Annotated in this window: 17 protein-coding genes and 1 tRNA gene; 6 read left to right on the plus strand and 12 right to left on the minus strand. The window is 65.9% G+C overall.

The window, feature by feature from the left end; all coding sequences use genetic code 11:
• Positions 1 to 127 precede the first annotated feature (127 nt).
• Together WA983_RS01150 and WA983_RS01155 are read left to right on the plus strand one after the other, a co-directional pair.
• Positions 128 to 1,378 (plus strand): phospholipase A, encoded by a 1,251-nt coding sequence (locus WA983_RS01150; protein ID WP_424250392.1) that lies wholly within the window; start codon positions 128 to 130, stop codon positions 1,376 to 1,378.
• Positions 1,379 to 1,390: 12 nt separating this feature from the next.
• Complete coding sequence (locus WA983_RS01155) at positions 1,391 to 3,283, plus strand: LTA synthase family protein (RefSeq protein ID WP_424311502.1); 1,893 nt, start codon at positions 1,391 to 1,393, stop codon at positions 3,281 to 3,283.
• Positions 3,284 to 3,301: 18 nt separating this feature from the next.
• On the opposite strand, the gene WA983_RS01160 is transcribed toward WA983_RS01155, so the two are convergent.
• Entirely contained in the window at positions 3,302 to 4,444 is a 1,143-nt protein-coding gene (locus tag WA983_RS01160) for a helix-turn-helix transcriptional regulator (RefSeq protein WP_424250388.1), read from the minus strand.
• Between the two features lie 95 nt (positions 4,445 to 4,539).
• Between WA983_RS01160 and WA983_RS01165 the strand changes: the two genes are divergently transcribed.
• Together WA983_RS01165 and WA983_RS01170 are read left to right on the plus strand one after the other, a co-directional pair.
• Positions 4,540 to 4,616, plus strand: a tRNA-Pro gene (locus WA983_RS01165).
• A 19-nt stretch (positions 4,617 to 4,635) separates the two neighbouring features.
• On the plus strand, positions 4,636 to 5,046 hold the full coding sequence (locus WA983_RS01170) for a DoxX family protein (RefSeq protein WP_424250386.1): 411 nt from the start codon (positions 4,636 to 4,638) through the stop codon (positions 5,044 to 5,046).
• Between the two features lie 68 nt (positions 5,047 to 5,114).
• Here WA983_RS01170 and WA983_RS01175 read toward each other — a convergent pair whose 3' ends face one another.
• Genes WA983_RS01175 through WA983_RS01185 form a run of 3 tightly spaced genes read right to left on the minus strand, consistent with a single transcriptional unit; the run spans position 5,115 to position 7,500 of the window.
• Positions 5,115 to 6,479 (minus strand): sensor histidine kinase, encoded by a 1,365-nt coding sequence (locus tag WA983_RS01175; RefSeq protein WP_424250384.1) that lies wholly within the window; start codon positions 6,477 to 6,479, stop codon positions 5,115 to 5,117.
• On the minus strand, positions 6,476 to 7,141 hold the full coding sequence (locus tag WA983_RS01180; protein ID WP_424250382.1) for a response regulator transcription factor: 666 nt from the start codon (positions 7,139 to 7,141) through the stop codon (positions 6,476 to 6,478). The genes WA983_RS01175 and WA983_RS01180 overlap by 4 nt, the downstream gene beginning before the upstream one ends.
• Positions 7,138 to 7,500, minus strand: coding sequence for a PepSY domain-containing protein (locus WA983_RS01185; RefSeq protein WP_424250380.1), 363 nt, complete (start codon positions 7,498 to 7,500; stop codon positions 7,138 to 7,140). Before WA983_RS01185 ends, WA983_RS01180 begins: the two co-directional genes overlap by 4 nt.
• Positions 7,501 to 7,642: 142 nt before the next feature.
• Here WA983_RS01185 and WA983_RS01190 point away from each other — a divergent pair, with 142 nt between their 5' ends.
• A complete protein-coding gene (locus WA983_RS01190; protein ID WP_424250378.1) occupies positions 7,643 to 9,265 on the plus strand; it encodes an acyl-CoA synthetase in 1,623 nt (540 codons plus the stop codon).
• A 112-nt stretch (positions 9,266 to 9,377) separates the two neighbouring features.
• On the opposite strand, the gene pstB is transcribed toward WA983_RS01190, so the two are convergent.
• From pstB to ppk1, 5 genes are all read right to left on the minus strand, one after another.
• A complete protein-coding gene (gene pstB / locus WA983_RS01195; RefSeq protein WP_424250376.1) occupies positions 9,378 to 10,166 on the minus strand; it encodes a phosphate ABC transporter ATP-binding protein PstB in 789 nt (262 codons plus the stop codon).
• A 13-nt stretch (positions 10,167 to 10,179) separates the two neighbouring features.
• Positions 10,180 to 11,040 carry a phosphate ABC transporter permease PstA gene (gene pstA, locus WA983_RS01200; protein ID WP_424250374.1) on the minus strand — a complete coding sequence of 287 codons (861 nt, stop codon included), beginning with the start codon at positions 11,038 to 11,040 and terminating at the stop codon, positions 10,180 to 10,182.
• Positions 11,040 to 11,975, minus strand: coding sequence for a phosphate ABC transporter permease subunit PstC (gene pstC / locus WA983_RS01205; protein WP_424311503.1), 936 nt, complete (start codon positions 11,973 to 11,975; stop codon positions 11,040 to 11,042). Before pstC ends, pstA begins: the two co-directional genes overlap by 1 nt.
• A gap of 11 nt (positions 11,976 to 11,986) precedes the next feature.
• The gene (gene pstS / locus WA983_RS01210; RefSeq protein ID WP_424250370.1) at positions 11,987 to 13,033 is read right to left on the minus strand and encodes a phosphate ABC transporter substrate-binding protein PstS; all 1,047 of its coding nucleotides are present in this window, start codon (positions 13,031 to 13,033) and stop codon (positions 11,987 to 11,989) included.
• A gap of 127 nt (positions 13,034 to 13,160) precedes the next feature.
• On the minus strand, positions 13,161 to 15,230 hold the full coding sequence (gene ppk1 / locus WA983_RS01215; RefSeq protein WP_424250368.1) for a polyphosphate kinase 1: 2,070 nt from the start codon (positions 15,228 to 15,230) through the stop codon (positions 13,161 to 13,163).
• Between the two features lie 68 nt (positions 15,231 to 15,298).
• Between ppk1 and WA983_RS01220 the strand changes: the two genes are divergently transcribed.
• Positions 15,299 to 16,789 carry an exopolyphosphatase gene (locus WA983_RS01220; RefSeq protein ID WP_424250366.1) on the plus strand — a complete coding sequence of 497 codons (1,491 nt, stop codon included), beginning with the start codon at positions 15,299 to 15,301 and terminating at the stop codon, positions 16,787 to 16,789.
• Positions 16,790 to 16,860: 71 nt separating this feature from the next.
• On the opposite strand, the gene WA983_RS01225 is transcribed toward WA983_RS01220, so the two are convergent.
• The 3 genes from WA983_RS01225 to folP all read right to left on the minus strand — a co-directional run bounded on the left by WA983_RS01225 (position 16,861) and on the right by folP (position 19,895).
• Positions 16,861 to 17,610, minus strand: coding sequence for a GNAT family N-acetyltransferase (locus WA983_RS01225; RefSeq protein WP_424250364.1), 750 nt, complete (start codon positions 17,608 to 17,610; stop codon positions 16,861 to 16,863).
• Between the two features lie 108 nt (positions 17,611 to 17,718).
• Entirely contained in the window at positions 17,719 to 19,059 is a 1,341-nt protein-coding gene (gene glmM, locus WA983_RS01230) for a phosphoglucosamine mutase (RefSeq protein ID WP_424250362.1), read from the minus strand.
• The gene (gene folP, locus WA983_RS01235) at positions 19,056 to 19,895 is read right to left on the minus strand and encodes a dihydropteroate synthase (protein WP_424250360.1); all 840 of its coding nucleotides are present in this window, start codon (positions 19,893 to 19,895) and stop codon (positions 19,056 to 19,058) included. Before folP ends, glmM begins: the two co-directional genes overlap by 4 nt.
• Between the last annotated feature and the right edge of the window lie 86 nt (positions 19,896 to 19,981).

Below are 19,981 nucleotides of genomic sequence, written 5' to 3' on the forward strand. Positions count from 1 at the left end.
CTGCGGCGCAGCCCGGCACATCACGGCCTCCCCAAACCGTTCCGGCAACCCGGACACACCAGGAAACGTGCGCCCTGGCCGCAAATGCTAAAGTTCCGGGCACGTCCCTGCCTTTGGTTCCAACATCATGCCTTGTCTTCGCCACACAGGCCTGCGCCACGTCTTTTTCTTCGCCATCGGCTGCCTTTGCCTGACGGCCGGCACTGCACATGCGGGGCTGTCGTATCGACTGACCAGCCCGCAGGCCAGCCCCGGCGGCCCGATCGAACTGGAGGGCCTGCTGACGAACGACACTGGCGCAGCGCTTTCAAGTCCGGTCGCACGGGAACTGACCGGGCAATGGGTGGATGCCCAGGGACACGCCACACCCGCACATTTCCAATTGCGGTCCTCGCCGGACGCCATTAATCTGCCCGCCAATACGTTCACCCGCATGGCCTGGAGCGGCCAGGTGCCGGCCAACGCGCATGGCCTGCTGACCCTGCGCCTGGACAGTGCGGCCGACACACTGCTGGCGCTGCAGGTGGGCGCGGATGGCTTGTCAGGCACCCAGGTCGCGGCCACCGCCGGCACGACCTCCGCCCCGGCTTCCGCCACAGCCCTGGCGGAAGCCCCCGCGACGACGGCACCGGTCGAGCCGGCCACCGGCCTGTCGCCCTTCGACACCTTCCGCAACGCGATCTCGTCCTACGAGCCGATCTATTTCGCGGCGGGCAACCGCGACGGCGCCAATGCCCGCTTTCAGGTCAGCTTCAAGTACCGCCTGTTCAGCCCTGACGACCCCGCTCACCCCGACTTCATGGACAACTGGTATTTCGGCTACACCCAGACCGCCCTGTGGGATCTGCACTCGAACTCCATCCCCTTCGTGGACACCACCTATAACCCCAGCCTGTTCTGGGCGCGCGATGCGCTGTGGTCCACCACCGACAAGCGCTGGTCCCTGGGGCTGAACACGGGTTTCGAACACAGGTCCAACGGCAAGGACGGCGAAGACTCCCGTTCGATCAACGACCTGTACGTCCAGCCGGAATTCAACCACCGCTTCGACGGCGGCAGCACGCTCAGCTTCCAGCCGCGCTTCAAATACTACGTCTGGACCGACCGCGACATGGGCTACGGCAACGCCCTGGGCTACGTTGACTGGAAGCTGCGCTGGGCTCAGGATGACGGCCTGATCCTGTCGGGCCTGTACCGCCAGGGTACCGAAGGCCGCAACGCCACCCAACTGGAAGCCGCCTGGCCCTTGAAACGCACCTTCCTGCACATGAACGGCCATCTGTACGTGCAGTATTTCCGCGGCTATGGGGAAACGCTGCTGGGTTACGATCAAAAGTCCAGCCCGCAATTTCGCATCGGCATCGCGCTGGTGCCCTGAGGAATCCATTCCATGCTCACCCAGATCGGGGTTTTCGCCCTCGCGGCCCTGGCGCTGCTGACTCTCAGCCGCCTGCTGCTGACCGCCTGGCTGTGGCCCCGCGTCCGGGCGGCCGGCGGCCCCTGGCCGATCTTTCGCTGGGGCCTGCGCATCGACCTGAACCAGATCGCCATGTGGGCCGGGATTCCGCTGCTGCTGGCGCCCTGGGTGGGCGACCGCCCCGCCGCGATTTTCCTGACCGGACTGTGGCTGCAAGCCGTCTGGCTGCTGTTCGTGCTGCTCGAGGTCTCCACGCCCCAGTTCATCCAGGAATACGACAGCCGCCCCAACCGCCTGTACATCGACTACCTGAAATACCCCAAGGAAGTCTTCGGCATGCTGTGGAAAGGCTACAAGCTGGTCCTGCTGGCCGCCGCCGTGGGCCTGGGCCTGGCCGCCTGGCTGGGCCACGCGCTGTTCGCCCAGGCGCAGCCCGACCCCCTGCCCGCCTGGCCCTGGCGCGTCCTGGTCACGCTGATCTTCGCCGCCGTCATCGCGCTGGCCATCCGGGGCACGCTGGGCCACCGCCCGATCAACCCGGCCTCGGTGGCCTGGTGCGGCGACAGCCTGCTCAACACCCTGCCCCTGACCTCCCTGTACAACGTGCTGTTCGCCCTGTATGCCATCAAGAACGAACGCTCGGCGGCCGACGTCTACGGCGATCTGCCCGACGCTGAACTGCACGCGATCATCCAGGCACAGGCCGGTATCCCGCCTGGTCCGGCCGACATCCCCACCCTGCACCGCCAGCCTGCCAGCCAGCGGCCCGCGCGACCGCGCAACCTGGTGCTGATCGTTGAGGAAAGCCTGGGTGCCCAGTACGTGGGCAACCTGGGCGGCGAGGGCCTGACGCCCTGCCTGGACGCCCTGGCGGCCGAGGGTTGGAATTTCACCCGCGCCTACGCCACCGGCACCCGCTCGGTACGCGGCCTGGAAGCCGTGACTGCGGGCTTCCCCCCCACGCTGTCGGACGCCGCCCTGCGCCTGGGCGACGCGCAGAGCCGCTTCTTCACCCTGGCCCAGTTGCTGAAACGGCACGGCTACCGCTCACGCTTCATCTACGGCGGCGAGGCCCACTTCGACAATATGAAAAGCTTCTTCCTGGGCAACGGCTTCGACGAACTGCACGATCGGCCGACCTTCGAGGCACCCGCCTTCGTCGGCACCTGGGGCGCCAGCGACGAGGACATGTTCGACAAGCTGCACACGCTGCTGTCGCAAGGCGGCGAACAGCCCACCCTGCATCTGGCCTTTTCCGTCAGCAATCACACGCCCTGGGAATATCCGGCCGGCCGCATCCCGGTCGACGGCGACCCCGCCACGGTGCAGAACACCGTGCGCTACGCAGACTGGGCCATCGGCCGCTTCTTTGAACAGGCCCGCGCCAGCGACTACTGGCAGGACACGGTGTTCCTGATCGTGGCCGACCACGACGCCCGCGTCGGCGGCGCCCAGCGCATCCCGCTGCGCCATTTCCACATCCCCGCCCTGATCCTGGGCGCAGGCGTCGAAGCACGCCAGGACGAGCGCATCATCAGCCAGATCGACCTGCCGCCGACCCTGCTGTCGCTGATCGGCATCGACGACGAGCACCCCATGATCGGTCACGACCTGACGCGCGCAGACGCGGGCGGCCGCGCCATGATGCAGTACGAAGAACACTACGGCTACCTGCGGGACGACACCCTGGCGGTGCTGGAACCGCACCAACCCGCCAGTTTCTACCGCTACGCCGCGCCGGACGGCTACACGCCGCTGGACCCGGACCCGGAACTCGGGCGCATCGCCCTGGCCCACGCCCTGTGGCCCACCTGGGCCTACCGGCATCGGGCACACACGCTGCCGGAACTGCGGCTGCCGGGTTAGGCGCGCCGGGGCGCGGGCTTAATCAGACGGTGTGTCCACCAGGGCCAATTCCGTCAGCAGTCGCGCCAGATCGTGCTGTCTGCGCACGTGCATCTTGCTGAAAAGGGACTTGATATGCGAGCGGACCGTGGCTTCCGTCACGGACCGCAAGCCGGCGATTTCCCGGGGTGTCCGCCCTTGCGCCAGCAATGCCGCCACCCGGGCTTCCGTTTCGCTCAGGCCGAAGACCTGACGCAGCAAGACCTGCGCGGGCTCTCGGGGTCGAGCCGGCCATATCATCAGCAGCGCCGCGCCAACGCAGGCGGCGTGAAACCCGCCGGATTCGTCCACGGGAATCGCCACGCATACCGTACCGGCATAGGGGGTGTCGAACGACAAGCGCAGAGCAGCGGCACGCGGTGGTTCGCCTGGTTTTCCCAAGGCCTGCCGGACGATGCCGAACAGCGCCTGCTGGTCACGTCCCGTTTTTCTGGCCGACAGCAGCCCGCCGCCGGGTCCGGACAGCCAGGCATCGGCGGCGCGGTTGGTTTGCCGTACGCCGCCCGAAGCATCCAGCAGCATGATGGGGAAATCCAAGGCGTCCAGCGCGACCCGCTGCCAGACCTGCGCCTGCGCCAGACCGCGCAGTTTCTGACGCACGGCCAGAGCCTGTCTCAGGCTGCCATGAAGAGCGGCCAGCACTGCGACGGCATCGGCGTCGAATGGGGCGTCGCCCAGCCGCTTATGGATGGATAGGTAGCTGCTGACGCCTTCGAAGGCATCCACCCGATGCCCCATGGTGTGAGACAGGCCGTGGGGACGCATGAAATCCTGATAAAAAGGATCTTTGCGAATCACGTCGCGCCCCAGCACTTCCCAATCCAGACGCGTTTCACCATCGCGTGACAGCACATCGACGATGTTCCAGGGGTTGATGTCCCGGAACTCGTTTTCAAAATCTTCCAGCAGACGCGGCGGCGCATCGACAGGCTCTAGGATACGGAACTGCCCCGTGCGCTGGTCACGGGTCATCACCGCCAGATAAGACGCGCCCACCAATTCCGCACACTGCACCAGGGCCGCGTTCCAGGCATCATCCAACAAAGTGCCTGCCAACAAGCCGCGTTCGACCTTCAAGAGCTGTTCCGGCGTCACCGCTGCCCCCACCCATTTTTGATTCATGCGCATGGCCCAGAATGTGAATACTGTACCGTTATTCGACACTCAAAAACCATCCATGCCCGGTCTGGGGCTCATGTTAGAATCTGCGGTCCAGTCGGGGCGTAGCGCAGTCTGGTAGCGCATCTGGTTTGGGACCAGAGGGTCGTAGGTTCGAATCCTATCGCCCCGACCAACACGACCAAGGGAACTCCATGTCTTCTTCCGCGTATGACGATCTCGGCAAGCTGATTCTGCGTTTGAGCCTGGGCATTCTGATCTTGCTGCACGGCCTGGGCAAGCTGGACGGCGGCGTGGGCTGGCTCGTGGGCATGCTGGACCAGCGCGGCCTGCCCGGCTTTATCGCCTACGGCGTCTACATCGGCGAAATCGTCGCGCCGGTCCTGATCATTCTCGGCCTGTTCACCCGCTTGGGCGGCCTGATCCTGATCCTCAATATGCTGTTCGTCTTCGGCCTGGTGCACATGAACGAACTGTTCACGCTGGGCAAGAGCGGCGGCTGGGCGCTGGAACTGCAGGGCATGTTCCTGTTCACCAGCATCGCCGTCACGCTGTTTGGTGCGGGCGCCTACAGTCTGGGGGGCCGCAACGGCCGCTGGAACTGATCGCGCGGCATCGCCCGCATGCGACACGGCCCGCCATTGGCGGGCCGTTTTTTTTCATCGCCGGGTCTTCAGGCCGCCGGCAGCGTCATCACTACCCGCGCACCACCTAGCGCGCCGGCCTCGATCCGCGCCCAGCCGCCATAAAGGTCGGCCAGATCGCGCACGATCCCCAGGCCCAGACCCGAACCCGGAGTGCGCTCGTCCGCCCGCTGGCCCCGCTCGAAGACCCGTTCGGCCCGCTCGGGACTCAGGCCGGGGCCATCGTCCTCCACCCAGATTTCCAGTTCTCCGTCCTTGCTGTGGGCCGTGACACGTACCTGCCGGTGGGCCCATTTCCCGGCGTTGTCCAGCACATTGCCCAGCATCTCCTGAAAATCCTGAGCCTCGCCGCGAAACGCCAGATCCTCGGCCACCTGGCTCAGGTCGTAGACCAATCCACGCTCGGCGTGGACGCGCTCCATGACCCGCACCAGCCCCTGCAGCAAAGGCAGGATCGGGCTGCGCAGGCCGGTCACACGCACCGCCGCTGCGGCTCGGGCGCGGGCCAGGTGGTAATCCACCTGACGCCGGGCGGCCTCGACCTGCTCGGTCACCAGGCGCGGCAAGTCCGGATCGCCCGCCTGCGCGGCGTTGACCATCACCGCCAGCGGCGTCTTCAAGGCGTGCGCCAGATTGCCGGCCTGCATCCGCGCCCGCTCCAGGCCCTCCGCGTTGCGTCCCAGCACCAGATTGAAATCCTCGACCAGCGGCTGGACTTCCATGGGGAATTCGCCCTCGATCCGGTCCGCCCTGCCCGAGCGCAGGGCGGCCAGCCGCTCACGCAGCCGCGCCAGAGGCCGCAATCCGAAACCGACCTGCATCCAGGCGGCCGCCGTCATGCCCAGCGCCAGGATGCCCAGCGCCACGGCCAGCATGCGGTCGAAGCGGCTGACCGGCTCGGCCCACAGGGCCTCGTCCGCCGCCACCGCCAGCACCAGCGTGTCGATCGGGCCTTCGGCGGGATGGACCTCGCGCAGCCGCATCCGCAACGGCTTGCCGCCCGGACCGGGCGCCTGCGTCGCCACGTCGTGCCCCGGTTCCAGGCCGCCGACCATGTCCGTCAGATGCGCATCCCAGAGGGAACGGGAGCGCAGCAGTTGGGCGAAACGCGTCCCGGCGGACGGGACGGAAATCTGCCAGTACAGGCCCGAGAACGGATGACTGAAGCGCGGGTCGGTCGGCAGGGTGGACAGGGAAACCTGGCCCTGCTCATCGACCTGCAGCGCGGCGGTCAGGTGATTCAGGTGGATATCGAGTTCGGACTGCAGTTGCGCCTGGATGTGCTGGCGGAACAGACGCTGGATGCCCCAGCCGGCCAGCGCCACGCTCAGCAGCGTCCAGGCCAGGGTGACGGCCAGCAGGCGCAGGCGCAGCGAGGGATGCCGCGCCTTCATTGCGGGTCGGCCGACAGGCGGTAGCCCAGGCCACGCACCGTCTGGATCAGACCCGGGGGAATCTTGCGCCGCAGGCGGGCGACGAAGACCTCGATGGTGTTGGAATCGCGATCGAAGTCCTGGGCATAGATGTGCTCCACCAGTTCACTGCGGGACACGACTTCGTCCTGATGCATCAGCAGATAGGCCAGCACCCGGTATTCGTGGCTGGTCAGGTCCAGCGGCGCATCGTCCAGCAGGACGCGGGTCTGGCGTGTGTCCAGCAGCAGCGGTCCGCAACGGATATCGGCCGTGGCGTGTCCACCCGCGCGGCGCAGCAACGCACGCACGCGAGCCGCGAGTTCTTCCTGGTGAAAGGGCTTGGTCAGATAGTCGTCGGCACCGGCGTCGATGCCAGCCACCTTGTCGTGCCAGTTGTCACGCGCCGTCAGGATCAGCACCGGCATCGTCCGCCCCGCTTCGCGCCAGGATCGCAACACCGTCAGCCCATCACGTCCGGGCAGGCCCAGATCCAGCACCACCAGATCGTAGGGTTCGCTCAGCCCCTGATGCTCGGCGTCCAGGCCATCGGCCGCCACATCGACCACATAGCCGGATTTTTCCAGCGCCGACTTCAACTGGGCAGCCAGCATCGGCTCGTCCTCGACAATCAGCAGTCTCATCGATGCCTCCCGTCATGGCGCAGCGGCCGCGTACCCACCCATAGCGTTTCGCCGGTGCGGGCGTCGACCTTCAGCTTGGTCAGACGCCCCTGGTCCTGCAGGATCTTGAGTTCATAGATCCAGCAGTCCTCGGACTTGCCGCGCGCGCCGTCGCAATGGTCGTTTTCCTGCTCGAACTCGACCTTCAGGACCTGCCCTGGATAATCTCGCGCCACACGCGCCAGCACGTCCGGCAGCGGCAGGACTTCGCCCATTGCCTGCAACTGTTCGGCCAAGTCCCGGTCGTGATTATGCGCTCCCGCACCTGTGGCCCCGAGCCCCAGGACCAGGGCGACCGCCAACATCCCTCGGCGAAGCATCGCAGACTCCTCTCGTTCAATCGATGGTTCCCACGATATCAGGAAGCGCATGAACCGGAAATGAATGACGGTCAGGGGAGCCACGCTGTACCATGATCTCCATGCCCCGCCAGCTTCGCGGAGCGAACGAAGAGGAGACATCATGCTGCACGCGCAAGGCGACTACCGGCAGACCCGGGACGCATTCACCTGGATCGTCCCGGAGCGCTACAACATCGGTGTGGACGTCTGCGACCGCTGGGCCGACGGCAGCGGCCGCAAAGCCCTGATCGTGGATCACGGCGACGCCCCGGCGCGGCACTACACTTTCGACCAGCTCAAACACTGGTCCGACCGGCTGGCGCTCGCCCTGCGCGCCCGGGGCGTGTCCCGGGGAGACCGGGTGGGCATTCTGCTGCCGCAATCGCTGGAAACAGCGCTGGCCCATCTGGCGGCCTACAAGCTCGGTGCCATTGCCGTGCCCCTGTTCACGCTGTTTGGCACCGACGCCCTGCACTACCGCCTGGGCAATTCAGGCGCCCGCGCGCTGATCACCCACACCGAGGGCCTGAACAAGATCGCCGAAATCCGCCCGGATCTGCCGGAACTGGGCTGCGTGCTGGATATCGATACGGACACCGGCGAGGCCTCGTTCTGGGCGGCGATCGAAGCGCAGAACGGCCTGGGCTTCAGGCCCGCGGACACCGCCGCCGATGATCCGGCGCTCATCATCTATACCTCCGGCACCACCGGCAAGCCCAAGGGCGCGCTGCACGCCCACCGGGCGCTGCTAGGCCACCTGCCGGGGGTGGAAATGTCCCATAATTTCTTCCCGGACCGCGCCACCCTGATGTGGACTCCGGCGGACTGGGCCTGGATCGGCGGTCTCCTGGATGTGCTGATGCCGTCCTGGCACCACGGCGTGACCGTGCTGGCCTGCCGTTTCACGAAGTTCGATGCCGCCGTCGCCTGGCAGTTGATGGCGCGTCACCAGGTCAGCCACACCTTTCTGCCACCCACGGCGCTGAAGATGCTGCGCACGCTGCAGGACCCCGAGCACCACGGCCGCCTGAGCCTGGTCTCGGTGGCCAGCGGCGGCGAATCCCTGGGGCCGCAACTGATCGACTGGGGCCGCGCCACGCTGGGCGTGACCATCAACGAGTTCTACGGCCAGACCGAGTGCAATATGATCGTCTCGTCCTGCGCCGCCCTGTTCGAACCTCGCATCGGCGCCATGGGCCGGCCGGTGCCGGGCCACGAGGTGCGCATCATCGACGGGACCGGCGCCATCCAGCCGCCCGGGACCGAGGGCCACATCGCCGTGCGCCGCCCCGATCCGGTGATGTTCCTGCACTACTGGCAAAACCCGCAGGCCACCGCCCGCGCCTTCATCGGCGACTGGCTGGTCACGGGCGACCGGGGCGTCTGCGACGAAGACGGTTATCTCTGGTTCAAGGGCCGTGGCGACGATGTCATCACCAGTGCCGGCTACCGCATCGGCCCCGGGCCGATCGAGGATTGCCTGCTGGGCCACCCTGCCGTGCGCCTGGCGGCCGTGATCGGGGTGCCCGACCCGCAACGCACGGAAATCGTCAAAGCCTGCATCGTGCTGAACGAGGGCTACACAGGCAACGCCGCGCTGGTGGCGGAAATCCAGGACCACGTGCGCCGCAAGGTCGCCGCACACGAATACCCCCGGCTGATCGAGTTCATGGACAGCCTGCCCATGACGACTACGGGCAAGGTGCAGCGGGGGCAGTTACGGACGATGCATCAGGGGAAATAGAATGCGGACAGGGTTCGGTTGATTCCGGCACGGACTGCCCACCTCGCGGCTTGCACGCCGCTCGGATTCGATAGGCTAGGAATGGTCCGCAGGGACCATTCCTAGTCCGATCTCATCCAAATCTCCCGGTAATGTAATCCTCGGTCTCCTTGCGCGCAGGCTTGATGAAGACCTGGTCGGTGGGACCGAATTCCATCAGCTCGCCCAGATACATGTAGGCAGTGTAGTCGGAACAGCGCGCCGCCTGCTGCATGTTGTGGGTGACGATGACCACGGTGTAGTCGGACTTCAGTTCCGCGATCAGTTCCTCGATCTTGGCCGTGGAAATCGGGTCCAGGGCCGAGCACGGCTCGTCCAGCAGCAGGACCTCGGGCTTGATGGCCACGCCGCGCGCGATACACAGGCGCTGCTGCTGGCCGCCGGACAGGCCGTTGCCGCTCTGCCCAAGCTTGTCCTTGACTTCGTTCCACAAGGCGGCCTTGGTCAGGGCCCATTCCACGCGCTCGTCCATCTCGCCCTTGCTCAGGCGCTCGAACAGACGCACGCCGAAGGCGATGTTGTCATAGATGCTCATGGGAAACGGCGTGGGCTTCTGGAACACCATGCCGACCTTGGCGCGGATCAGGGAAATGTCCAGCTTGGAATTCAGCAGGTCCTCGCCATCGAGTTCGATGGTTCCGGAGGCGCGCTGACCTGGATACAGCTCGAACATGCGGTTGAAGGTGCGCAGCAGCGTGGACTTCCCGCAGCCCGACGGGCCGATGAACGCCGTGACCTTGTTTTCCGCGATATCCATATTGATGTCGCGCAGGGCATGGAAGCTGCCGTAATGGAAGTTCAGGTTGCGCACGGCCAGCTTCGTGCGTTCTCGGGCTGCGGACGGAGACGGATTCAGGATCATGATCGGAAGCGGTTTATTTGCGGAACAGGCTGCGCGCGGCGATGTTGATCCCCAGCACCAGCAGGGTGATCAGCGCGGCGCCCGCCCAGGCCAGCCGGTTCCAGTCCTCGAAGGGGCTGGCAGCGTACTGGAAGATCACCACCGGCAGGTTGGCGATGGGGGCGTTCATGTTCAGCGACATGAACTGGTTGTTCAGGGCCGTAAAGAGCAGCGGCGCGGTCTCGCCGGCGATGCGGGCCACGGCCAGCAGGACACCGGTGACGATACCCGAGCGCGCGGCTCGATAGCAGATGAAGACGACGATGCGCCACTGCGGGCAGCCCAGGGCGGCGGCGGCTTCGCGCAGGCTGTTGGGCACCAGGCTCAGCATATTGTCCGTGGCGCGGACCACCACCGGAATGACCAGGATGGCCAGCGCGAACGCGCCCGCCCAACCCGAATAATGACCGACCTGCGCGACGTAAATGGCGTAGATGAACAGACCGATGATGATGGACGGTGCCGACAGCAGCACATCGTTCAAAAAGCGCGTGGCCGGCGCCAGCCAGCCCCGGCGACCGTATTCGGCCAGGTAGGTGCCCGCCAGCACGCCGATGGGCGTGCCGATCAGCGTGCCCACGGCCGACATCAGCACACTGCCGATGATCGCGTTCAGCAGGCCGCCGTCGGCCCCGGGCGGCGGGGTGCTTTCCCAGAACAGGGTCAGGGACAAGGCGGAACCGCCCTTGAGCAGCAGCGTGAGGATGATCCAGGCAAGCCAGAACAGGCCCGAACCCAGCGCCAGGCCTGACAGTCCCAGCATCAGGCGATTGAACAGGCGCCGGCGCCGATAGATCGGATTGCCGAGGGCGATGGAGGAATCGGAAAGGGCCATCAGTGTTTCGTGCCTTCTTTGCGCGACAGTTTCAGCAACATGAACTTCGACAGGGCCAGCACCACGGTCGTGATCAGGAACAGGATCAGGCCCAATTCCAGCAAGGCCGATTTCTGCAGGCCACCGGCTTCGTTGAATTCATTGGCCAGGGCCGAGGCGATGGAGTTCGACGGCGAGAAGATCGAGGACGGCAGGTTGAAGGCATTGCCGATCACGAAGGTGACCGCCATGGTCTCGCCCAGTGCACGGCCCAGGCCCAGCATGATCCCGCCGATGACACCATGCTTGGTGTAGGGCAGCATGATCTTCCAGACGACTTCCCAGGTGGTGCTGCCCAGACCGTAGGCGGATTCCTTGAGCAGGGGCGGAACCTGTTCGAACACGTCGCGCATCACCGCCGCGATAAAAGGAATGATCATGATGGACAGGATCAGGCCCGCCGTGAACAGGCCGATGCCCATCGGCGGCCCGCCGAACAGGTGCTCCAGCACCGGAATGCCTTCAAAGAAATCCACCAGATGCGGCTGGACGTATTCCTGGAACAGGGGCACGAACACGAACAGGCCCCACATGCCATAAATGATGGACGGAATCGCAGCCAGCATCTCGATCGCCACGCCCAGCGGGCGGCGCAGCCAGACGGGGGCCAGTTCGGTCAGGAACATCGCGATGCCGAAAGACACCGGCACCGCGATCAGCAGCGCGAGAAAGGCGCTGATCACGGTACCCAGCACCGGCACCAGCGCGCCGTAATGGTGCCGCACGGGGTCCCAATCGTTATTCCACAGGAACGGCAGGCCGTATTCGACCAAGGAATCCCGGCTGCCGTACACCAGGGACGCCAGAATTCCGGCCAGCAGAATAAAGACGAAGAACGCGAACAGGCGAGTCAGGTGCCGGAAACCGGCATCTACCAAAAGGCTGCGCTGCATCATGGCTTCCAGAGTTACTTCCAGACCGCCGAGCCGTCCTCGCCGCGGACCTGTTCGGTCCAGACGCTGCGGATCTTGGCAGTCACGTCGTCGGGCAGCGGCACGTAGTCCAGCTCGCTGGCCATGGCACCGCCTTCGCGCCAGGCCCAGTCGAAGAAGGCCAGGACTTCATGGGCGCGCTTGGGGTCGGCCTGCTTGCCGTGCACCAGGATGAAGGTCGCCGCCGTGACCGGCCACGAATCCGCGCCCGGCTCGTTGTTCAGAACCAGGCCCATGCCCGGCGCCGAGTTCCAGTCAGCGTGCGAAGCCGCCGCCGCGAACGCCTTTTGCGAGGGCTGCACGAACTGGCCGTCGCGGTTCTGCAGTTGCGCCCAGGCCAGGCCGTTCTGGTGAGCGTAGGCGTATTCCACATAGCCGATGGAATTGGCCAGTTGGCGCACGTAAGCGGCTACGCCCTCGTTGCCCTTGCCGCCCTGACCGGTGGGCCACTTGACCGCCTTGCCTTGGCCGACCTGTTCTTTCCAGGCGGGAGACACCTGGGACAGGTAGTTGGTCCAGCCGAAGGTCGTGCCCGAACCGTCCGAACGGTGGACCACCACGATGCCCTTGGCGGGCAACTTCAGGTCCTTGTTCAGATCGGCGATCGCCGGGTCATTCCATTTCTTGATCTTGCCCAGGAAGATGTCCGCCAGCACCGGGCCGGTCAGCTTGAGCTGGCCTTCCTTGATGCCTTCGAGGTTGATGACCGGCACGGTGCCGCCGATCACGGCGGGAAACTGGACCAGGTCGTTCTTTGCCAGGTCTTCGGGCTTCATCGGATCGTCCGAAGCACCGAAATCAACCGTCTTGGCGATGATCTGCTGCTGGCCGCCACCCGAGCCGATGGACTGGTAGTTGATGCGGTTGCCGGTGGTTTCATGGTATTTGGCCGCCCACTTGGCGTAGATCGGATACGGGAAAGAGGCACCCGCCCCCGTCAAGTCGGCGGCCTGCGCCGCGACGCCCGCGGCGGCCATCAGGGCCAGGCCAGCGGCGCATTGCGTCAGAATTCGTTTGAACATGTCTTGAACCCTATGTGGTCTGAGATGATCGACGATCTCGGGATTCCGGGACCGTCAGGACGACATGATAGGGGGCTGAAGTGACAGTTTCATGACAGGAAAAAGACGCTTTCATGACACCCGCCCCTTACTCCAGCCGCGTCATCAAATGCTGGTGCAGATTGAAACCGGCGCGGCGGTTGCGCACACGCAGATAGCGGCCATCGGGCTGGGCCGCCCAGGCCAGTTGATTGTCCCGCCAGGCAAAGGTGAAGGCCTCGTCGATGACCCGACGCCGCAGCCGCTTGTCCAGCACCGGAAAGGCCAGTTCCACCCGACGCAGGAAATTGCGGTCCATCCAGTCGGCGGAGGACAGGTACAGCGGTTCGGCACCGTCCTGGTAGAAATAGAATACCCGTGAATGCTCCAGGAAGCGGCCAATGATGGAACGCACCCGGATACGATCGGACAAGCCGGGCACGCCGGCCTGCAGCGCGCAGGCCCCGCGCACGATCAGGTCGATGCGCACCCCCGCCTGGCTGGCCTCGTACAGGGCCTGGATCACTGTGGGTTCCAGCAGGGAGTTCATCTTGGCGCGAATCCGCGCCCGCTTGCCCGCGCGGGCGAATTCGGTTTCCGAACGGATCAGACGCAGCACGGTCTCGTGCAGGGTGAAGGGCGACTGCAGCAGCAGCTTCAGTTCGCGGCGCGCGCCCAGGCCGGTCAGCAGGGAGAACACCTGATCCATGTCCTCGCACATCTGCTGGTTGGCCGTCAGCAGGCCGAAATCGGTGTACAGGCGCGCCGTGCGCGGGTGGTAGTTACCCGTTCCCAGGTGCCCGTAGCGACGGATGCGGCCGTCCTCGCGGCGCAGCACCAGGGCCATCTTGGCATGGGTCTTGTGCCCTACGACGCCGTAGCTGACGTGGGCGCCGACCTCTTCCAGGCGCGCGGCCCAGTTGATGTTGGTCTGCTCGTCGAAACGCGCCATCAGTTCGACCACCACCGTGACTTCCTTGCCCGCCCGCGCCGCCGACAGCAGCAGCCCCATCAGTTCGGAGTCTTCGCCGGTGCGGTAAATGGTCTGCTTGATGGCCACGACCTGAGGGTCCAGCGCCGCGCTGCGCAGAAACATCAGCACCGGCTGAAAAGACTGGTAGGGGTGGTGCAGCAGGTGATCGCGCGCCGCGATGGCCGCAAACAGTTCGTCGGGCCGCTCCAGACCGCTGTCGAAAGGCGCCGGCATGCGCGGCCGGAAGGCCGGATATTCCAGGTCGGCGCGGCTGACCCGGCTGCACAACTGCATCAGCCGGGCCAGATTGACCGGACCGTTGACGCGATAGGTATCCGCCGACCCGAGACTGAATTCGCGTTGCAGGAACAATTCCAGGTCGGGCGGCATGGCGTGCGCGATTTCCAGGCGCACCGAGGCCCCGAAATTGCGCTGCGAGAGTTCGCCCTGGAGAGCCTGGCGCAGATTGGTGATTTCTTCCTCGTCCACGAACAGGTCGCTGTTGCGCGTCACCCGCCATTGATAGCAGCCCTGGACGTTCATCCCCGGGAACAGGTCGCTGACGAAGGCATTGATCAGGGTGGTGAGCAGCATGAAGCCGTCGGGGATGCCGGCGATCTCGGCGGGTACCTTGATCATGCGCGGCAGCGCGCGCGGGGCCTGGACGATGGCGATGTGGCCCTCACGGCCGAATGCGTCCTCGCCGCTGAGCGCAATGATGAAATTCAGACTCTTGTTGTAGACGCGCGGGAAGGGATGCGCCGGGTCCAGCCCGATGGGGGTCAGCAGCGGCATCACATCGCGGCGGAAGATCCCGTACGCCCATTCCCGCTGCAGATCGGTCCAGCCCGTCGAATAGATCAGGCCCACCCCGTGCTCCATCAGCTTGGGCATGACCTCGCCGGTCAGCAGGCGGTTCTGGCGATCCACCAGGGTGTGCGCGGCGCGCTGCACCCGGTCGAAGGCCTCGTCGGGCGTCATGCCGTCCACGCCTCGAATATCCGGGGTCTGGCGCTGCTGCTCCTTGAGGCTGGCCATGCGGATCTCGAAAAACTCGTCCAGGTTCGAGCCGACGATGCACAGATAGCGTAGCCGTTCGAGCGCAGGCACGTCCGTGCGCTCGGCCATGGAGAGCACCCGCTCGTTGAATTTCAGCACCGACAATTCACGGTTCAGAAGAACCGGCATTTCCTCGACGGCCCGCATTCGCGCCTCACAATCCTGTCATGAATCGGCCACTATAATCGCACAGTGTGACACTTTCTGGTAAGGCCATGGATAACCGGCTCGCTTCGATCGACCTGGGTTCGAACACCTTCCGGCTATCCATCGGGCGCATCGTGCGCCACGACGGCACAGTCCAGATCTACGCCGAAGACAAGCTGCGCGAACTGGTCGCCCTGGCCAACGGCATGGACGAGCACAAGCGCATCAACGCCGCCACCCTGGATCAGGCCCTGGCGGCGCTGCGGCGCTTCGGCGAACGGCTGCGCGGGTTCCCCCCTGCCAACGTCCGCGCCGTGGCCACCAACACCTTCCGCGTGGCGCGCAACGCCGCCGAGTTCCTGCCTGCGGCCGAACGCGCCCTGGGCTTTCCGATCGAAATCATTTCCGGCCAGGAAGAAGCCCGCCTGATCTACCTGGGCGTGATCCAGGACCTGCCTCTGTCCAGCCACCGCCGCCTGGTGATCGACATCGGCGGGGGCTCCACAGAATTCGTCATCGGCCTGGGTGACCATCCCCTGGAGCTGGCCTCGCTGGAACTGGGCTGCACCACCTGGACGCGGCAATTCTTTCCCCAGGGCCGCATCACCGAGGCCCGTATGAGCCAGGCGGTCCTGGCGGCACGCGGCACCATCGAGACCATCGCCAGCCGTTACCGCAGCACGGGCTGGCAAGAAGCCTACGGCTCGTCGGGTACCGCCAAGGGCCTGCTGGCCATCCTGCTGGAAAACGGTCTCAGCCTCCGGGACATCACCCTGGAGGGCATGGAACGGCTGCGCGCCGCCCTGGTGAGGGCCGGCGAGGTCCGCCTGCAGGACTGGGCCGGTCTGAAAGCGGAACGCGTACCGGTGCTGCCCGGCGGCCTGGCCATCATGATCGCCGCCTTCCAGGAGCTGGGCATCGACCGGATGCGGGCAGGCGACGGCGCCCTGCGCATCGGCGTGCTGCACGATCTGCTGGGCCGCGATTCGCATCAGGACCGGCGCGACGAGACCGTGCGCCAGATACGCAGTCGCTACCAGCTCGACACCGCCCAGGCCGGCTTCGTGCGGACCCTGGCGCTGCGCTTCTTTGACCAGCTCGGCCTGGAAGCCGATCCCGACACACCCGAACTGCGCCGGGCGCTGACCTGGACAGCCGAGCTGCATGAAATCGGCCTGGTGATCGCCCGAGACGACTACCACAAGCACAGCGCCTACATTCTGGAACACGCCGACATGCCGGGCTTTTCTCGTGACGATCAGCGGCTGCTGGCCTTCCTGGCACTGGGCCATCAGGGGCGCCTGGCCAAGGTCCGCGGCTACGCGCCTGATCGGGCACGCTGGCTGGCCCTGTGCTGCCTGCGTCTGGCGGTTCTGTTGCTGCGCCGCCGCGAACCCCTGGGTGCCCTGCCCCTGAATCTGCAGGCTCAGGATCAGCACATCACCCTGGACATCCCGGCGCACTGGCTGGCAGCCCACCCTCTGAGCGGCATGCGACTGAAAAAAGAGGCTGCGATCTGGCGCAAAGCCGGGTTCGTGCTGGACATCAGCGAAAGCTGAATACGGGCGCCGTGTCGCCCCCTGGCGTGCCGCAGGCTGCCGCCGCGCGAACGGCCGGCACCCCGCAAGGATCAGGCGATCCCGAAATGCCGCCGATACCGGGCATCCAGCCGTTCCAGATCCAGCAGGATCGGAAAATCGGCGGTGTGAAAATCCGGGTCCCAGGCCGGCGCGCCGCAGATCGTCGCCCCCAGCGCCAGATAACCCTTGATCAGCGGCGGCACCCGCGCCGGCAGCACACTGTTCAGGCGATCCACAGGATAGGGATGCAAGGGCTGGATTCGCGGTGTATCGGGATTGCGCGCCATCAGTGTGCACGCCCGGCGCCAGACCTCGGAGGCCGTGACTCCGCCGTCACGCAGGCTGACGCTGGCGCAGCCCAGCATATAGCGATAGCCGCCCCGCATCATGACCTGGGCCAGCCCCGACCACAGCAGCATGATGGCGGTGCCATGCCGGAATTCCGCGTCGATGCAGGAACGGCCCACCTCGACCAGTTGCGGGCGCAGCGCCGCCAGCGGCGTCAGATCGAATTCGGATTCGGAGTAATAGCCACCCGCCTGGCGCGCGGCCTCGGGCGTCAGCAACCGGTAGGTGCCGATCACCCGGTCGGCACCCATGTCGCGCACCATGAAATGCGCGCACCAGGGATCGAAGCGATCGACGTCGCGATCGCCCACGGCGTTCGGAAACCGCGCACCCATGTCCTCCGTGAACACCCGGAACCGCAAGCGCTGCAGGGCCTCCAGGTCCTTCTGGGTCTCAGCGATGATCAAGGCCAGTCCACCGGCCTCGGCCCCGGGCCAATCGATGCGTTTCATTGATCCTGCGGGCAGGGAGGCAGTATGGGCGAGCATGGCGAAATCCCGAAAGTGAGGTGATCGGGATTATTTTGCCGGTGCTCTGTGTGAATCATGTGACAGCGGCGCTCAGGCCAGCTTGACCGCCACGAGACGGCGCACGCCTTCTTCGGCCAGTGCCTCGTCCTCGGCCTCGACCATGAGACGCAGCTTGGGTTCTGTGCCCGAGGCTCGGATCAGCACCCGGCCGCGTTCGCCCAATGTCGCGCGCACCGCATCCGAGGCCTCTTTCAGGCCGGTGTGCGTCTGCCAGTCCAGTCCGGGTGCCAGCGGCACGTTGACCATTTTCTGGGCGTACATGGACAGATCGGCCACCAGCTCGGCCAGGGACGCGTTCGAATGCCGCATGGCGGCCAGCACCTGAAGGGCGGCCACGATACCATCGCCCGTGGTGTGGCGATCCAGACACAGCAGGTGGCCGGAGCTTTCGCCGCCGAACAGCCAGCCATGCCGGCTCAGGACCTCCAGCACATAACGGTCGCCGACCTTGGCGCGCTCGAACGGAATGCCCAGTTCGCGCATGCGGCGCTCAAAGCCGAAATTCGTCATCAGCGTGCCGACCACCCCCTGGATGGGCTGCATGCGCGCGCGATCGCGCACGATGGCGTAGAGCAGTTCGTCGCCATTGAACAGGCGGCCGGAGGCATCCACCATCTGCAGGCGGTCGGCATCGCCGTCCAGGGCGATGCCCAGATCTGCTTTCTGGGCTGCCACAGCGGCGACCAGCGTTTCGGGATGAGTGGCGCCGACCTTTTCATTAATGTTGAAGCCGTCGGGCTCGCAGCCGATCACCGAGACTTCGGCCCCCAGTTCGCGGAACACGTGCGGCGCGATGTGATAAGCGGCGCCGTTGGCCGCGTCCACCACGATCTTCAGGCCCTGCAGGTCCAGCTCGTTGGGAAAGGTGCTCTTGCAGAATTCAATGTAGCGGCCAGCGGCATCGCTGATGCGCCGCGCGCGGCCCAGGCCGGCCGAATCGGCGCAGCCCAGCGGCTCTTCCAGCAGCGCCTCGATGGCGGCCTCGGTCTCGTCGGGGAGCTTGGTGCCGGCCCCGGAAAAAAACTTGATGCCGTTGTCATAGTGCGGATTGTGAGACGCGCTGATGACGATCCCGGCGGCCAGGCGCCAGGCGCGGGTCAGATAGGCGACGGCCGGCGTCGGGATCGGCCCGGCCAGCATCACGTCCACCCCGGCGGCCGACAGGCCGGCCTCCAGCGCGGATTCCAGCATGTAGCCGGAAATGCGGGTGTCCTTGCCGATGACCACGGTCGGCCGTCCGGCGGACACCGCGCCGCGCGCCAGCACGCGGCCCGCCGCGTAGCCCAGCCGCAGAGCGAATTCCGCGTTGATCCGATCACCGCCGACGATGCCTCGCACCCCGTCGGTCCCGAAATATTTGCGTGCGCTCATGCACGGACTCCTTGTTCGACGGCCGACCAGACCCGCAGGGCATCCACGGTGTCGGCCACATCATGAACGCGCAGAATATGCGCGCCCCGTATCGCGCCGGCCAGCGCCGCCGCCACGCTGCCGCCCAGACGCCGGGACGCAGGGCGTCCCGTGACGGCGCCGATCATGGATTTGCGCGACAAGCCGAGCAGGCTGGGATATTCCTGACCCACGGCCTGCGGCAAATCCCGCAGCAGGGTGTAATTATGCGCCGCCGTCTTGCCGAACCCGAATCCGGGATCGAGCACGATGCGGTCGGCCGCGACGCCTGCCTGGCGCAGGCGCTGCGCGCCCTGGTTCAGGTAGTCGTGGACTTCGGCGACCACGTTTGCATAAGCCGGGGCATCCTGCATGGTGCGCGGCTCGCCCCGCATGTGCATCAGACACAGCGCACAGTCGGCGTCGGCCACGGCCTGGACCGCGCCCGGCACCGAAAAGCCACCGATGTCGTTGATCATGTCGACGCCCGCAGCCAGCACAGCCCGCATCACGACCGGCTTGCAGGTGTCCACGGACAGAGGCACACCGCAGTCACGCAGGGCCTCGATCACAGGCAGGATGCGGTTCAGCTCTACGTCGGCGGGCACCGCCTGAGCGCCGGGGCGGGTGGACTCACCCCCGATATCCAGCAGGTCGGCGCCTTCTTCGACCAGAAGGCGCGCATGGGCGACGGCCTGGTCGGCCCGGAAATGGACGTTACCGTCGGAGAACGAGTCCGGCGTGACGTTCACGATCCCCATGACCAGGGGGCGCTCCAAGGACAAGCGGAAACGCCCGCACTGAAGATGGTCAGGCATAGGAGGTCGCGATCGGATCAGACCGGCGTCGCTGCAGGACCCTTGTCGTTACCGGCGGCCGGCTGACCGGCCGACGGGGCCTGCGG

Source organism: Castellaniella sp. (assembly GCF_049650445.1).
In the GTDB taxonomy this organism is placed as follows: Bacteria; Pseudomonadota; Gammaproteobacteria; order Burkholderiales; family Burkholderiaceae_B; genus Castellaniella.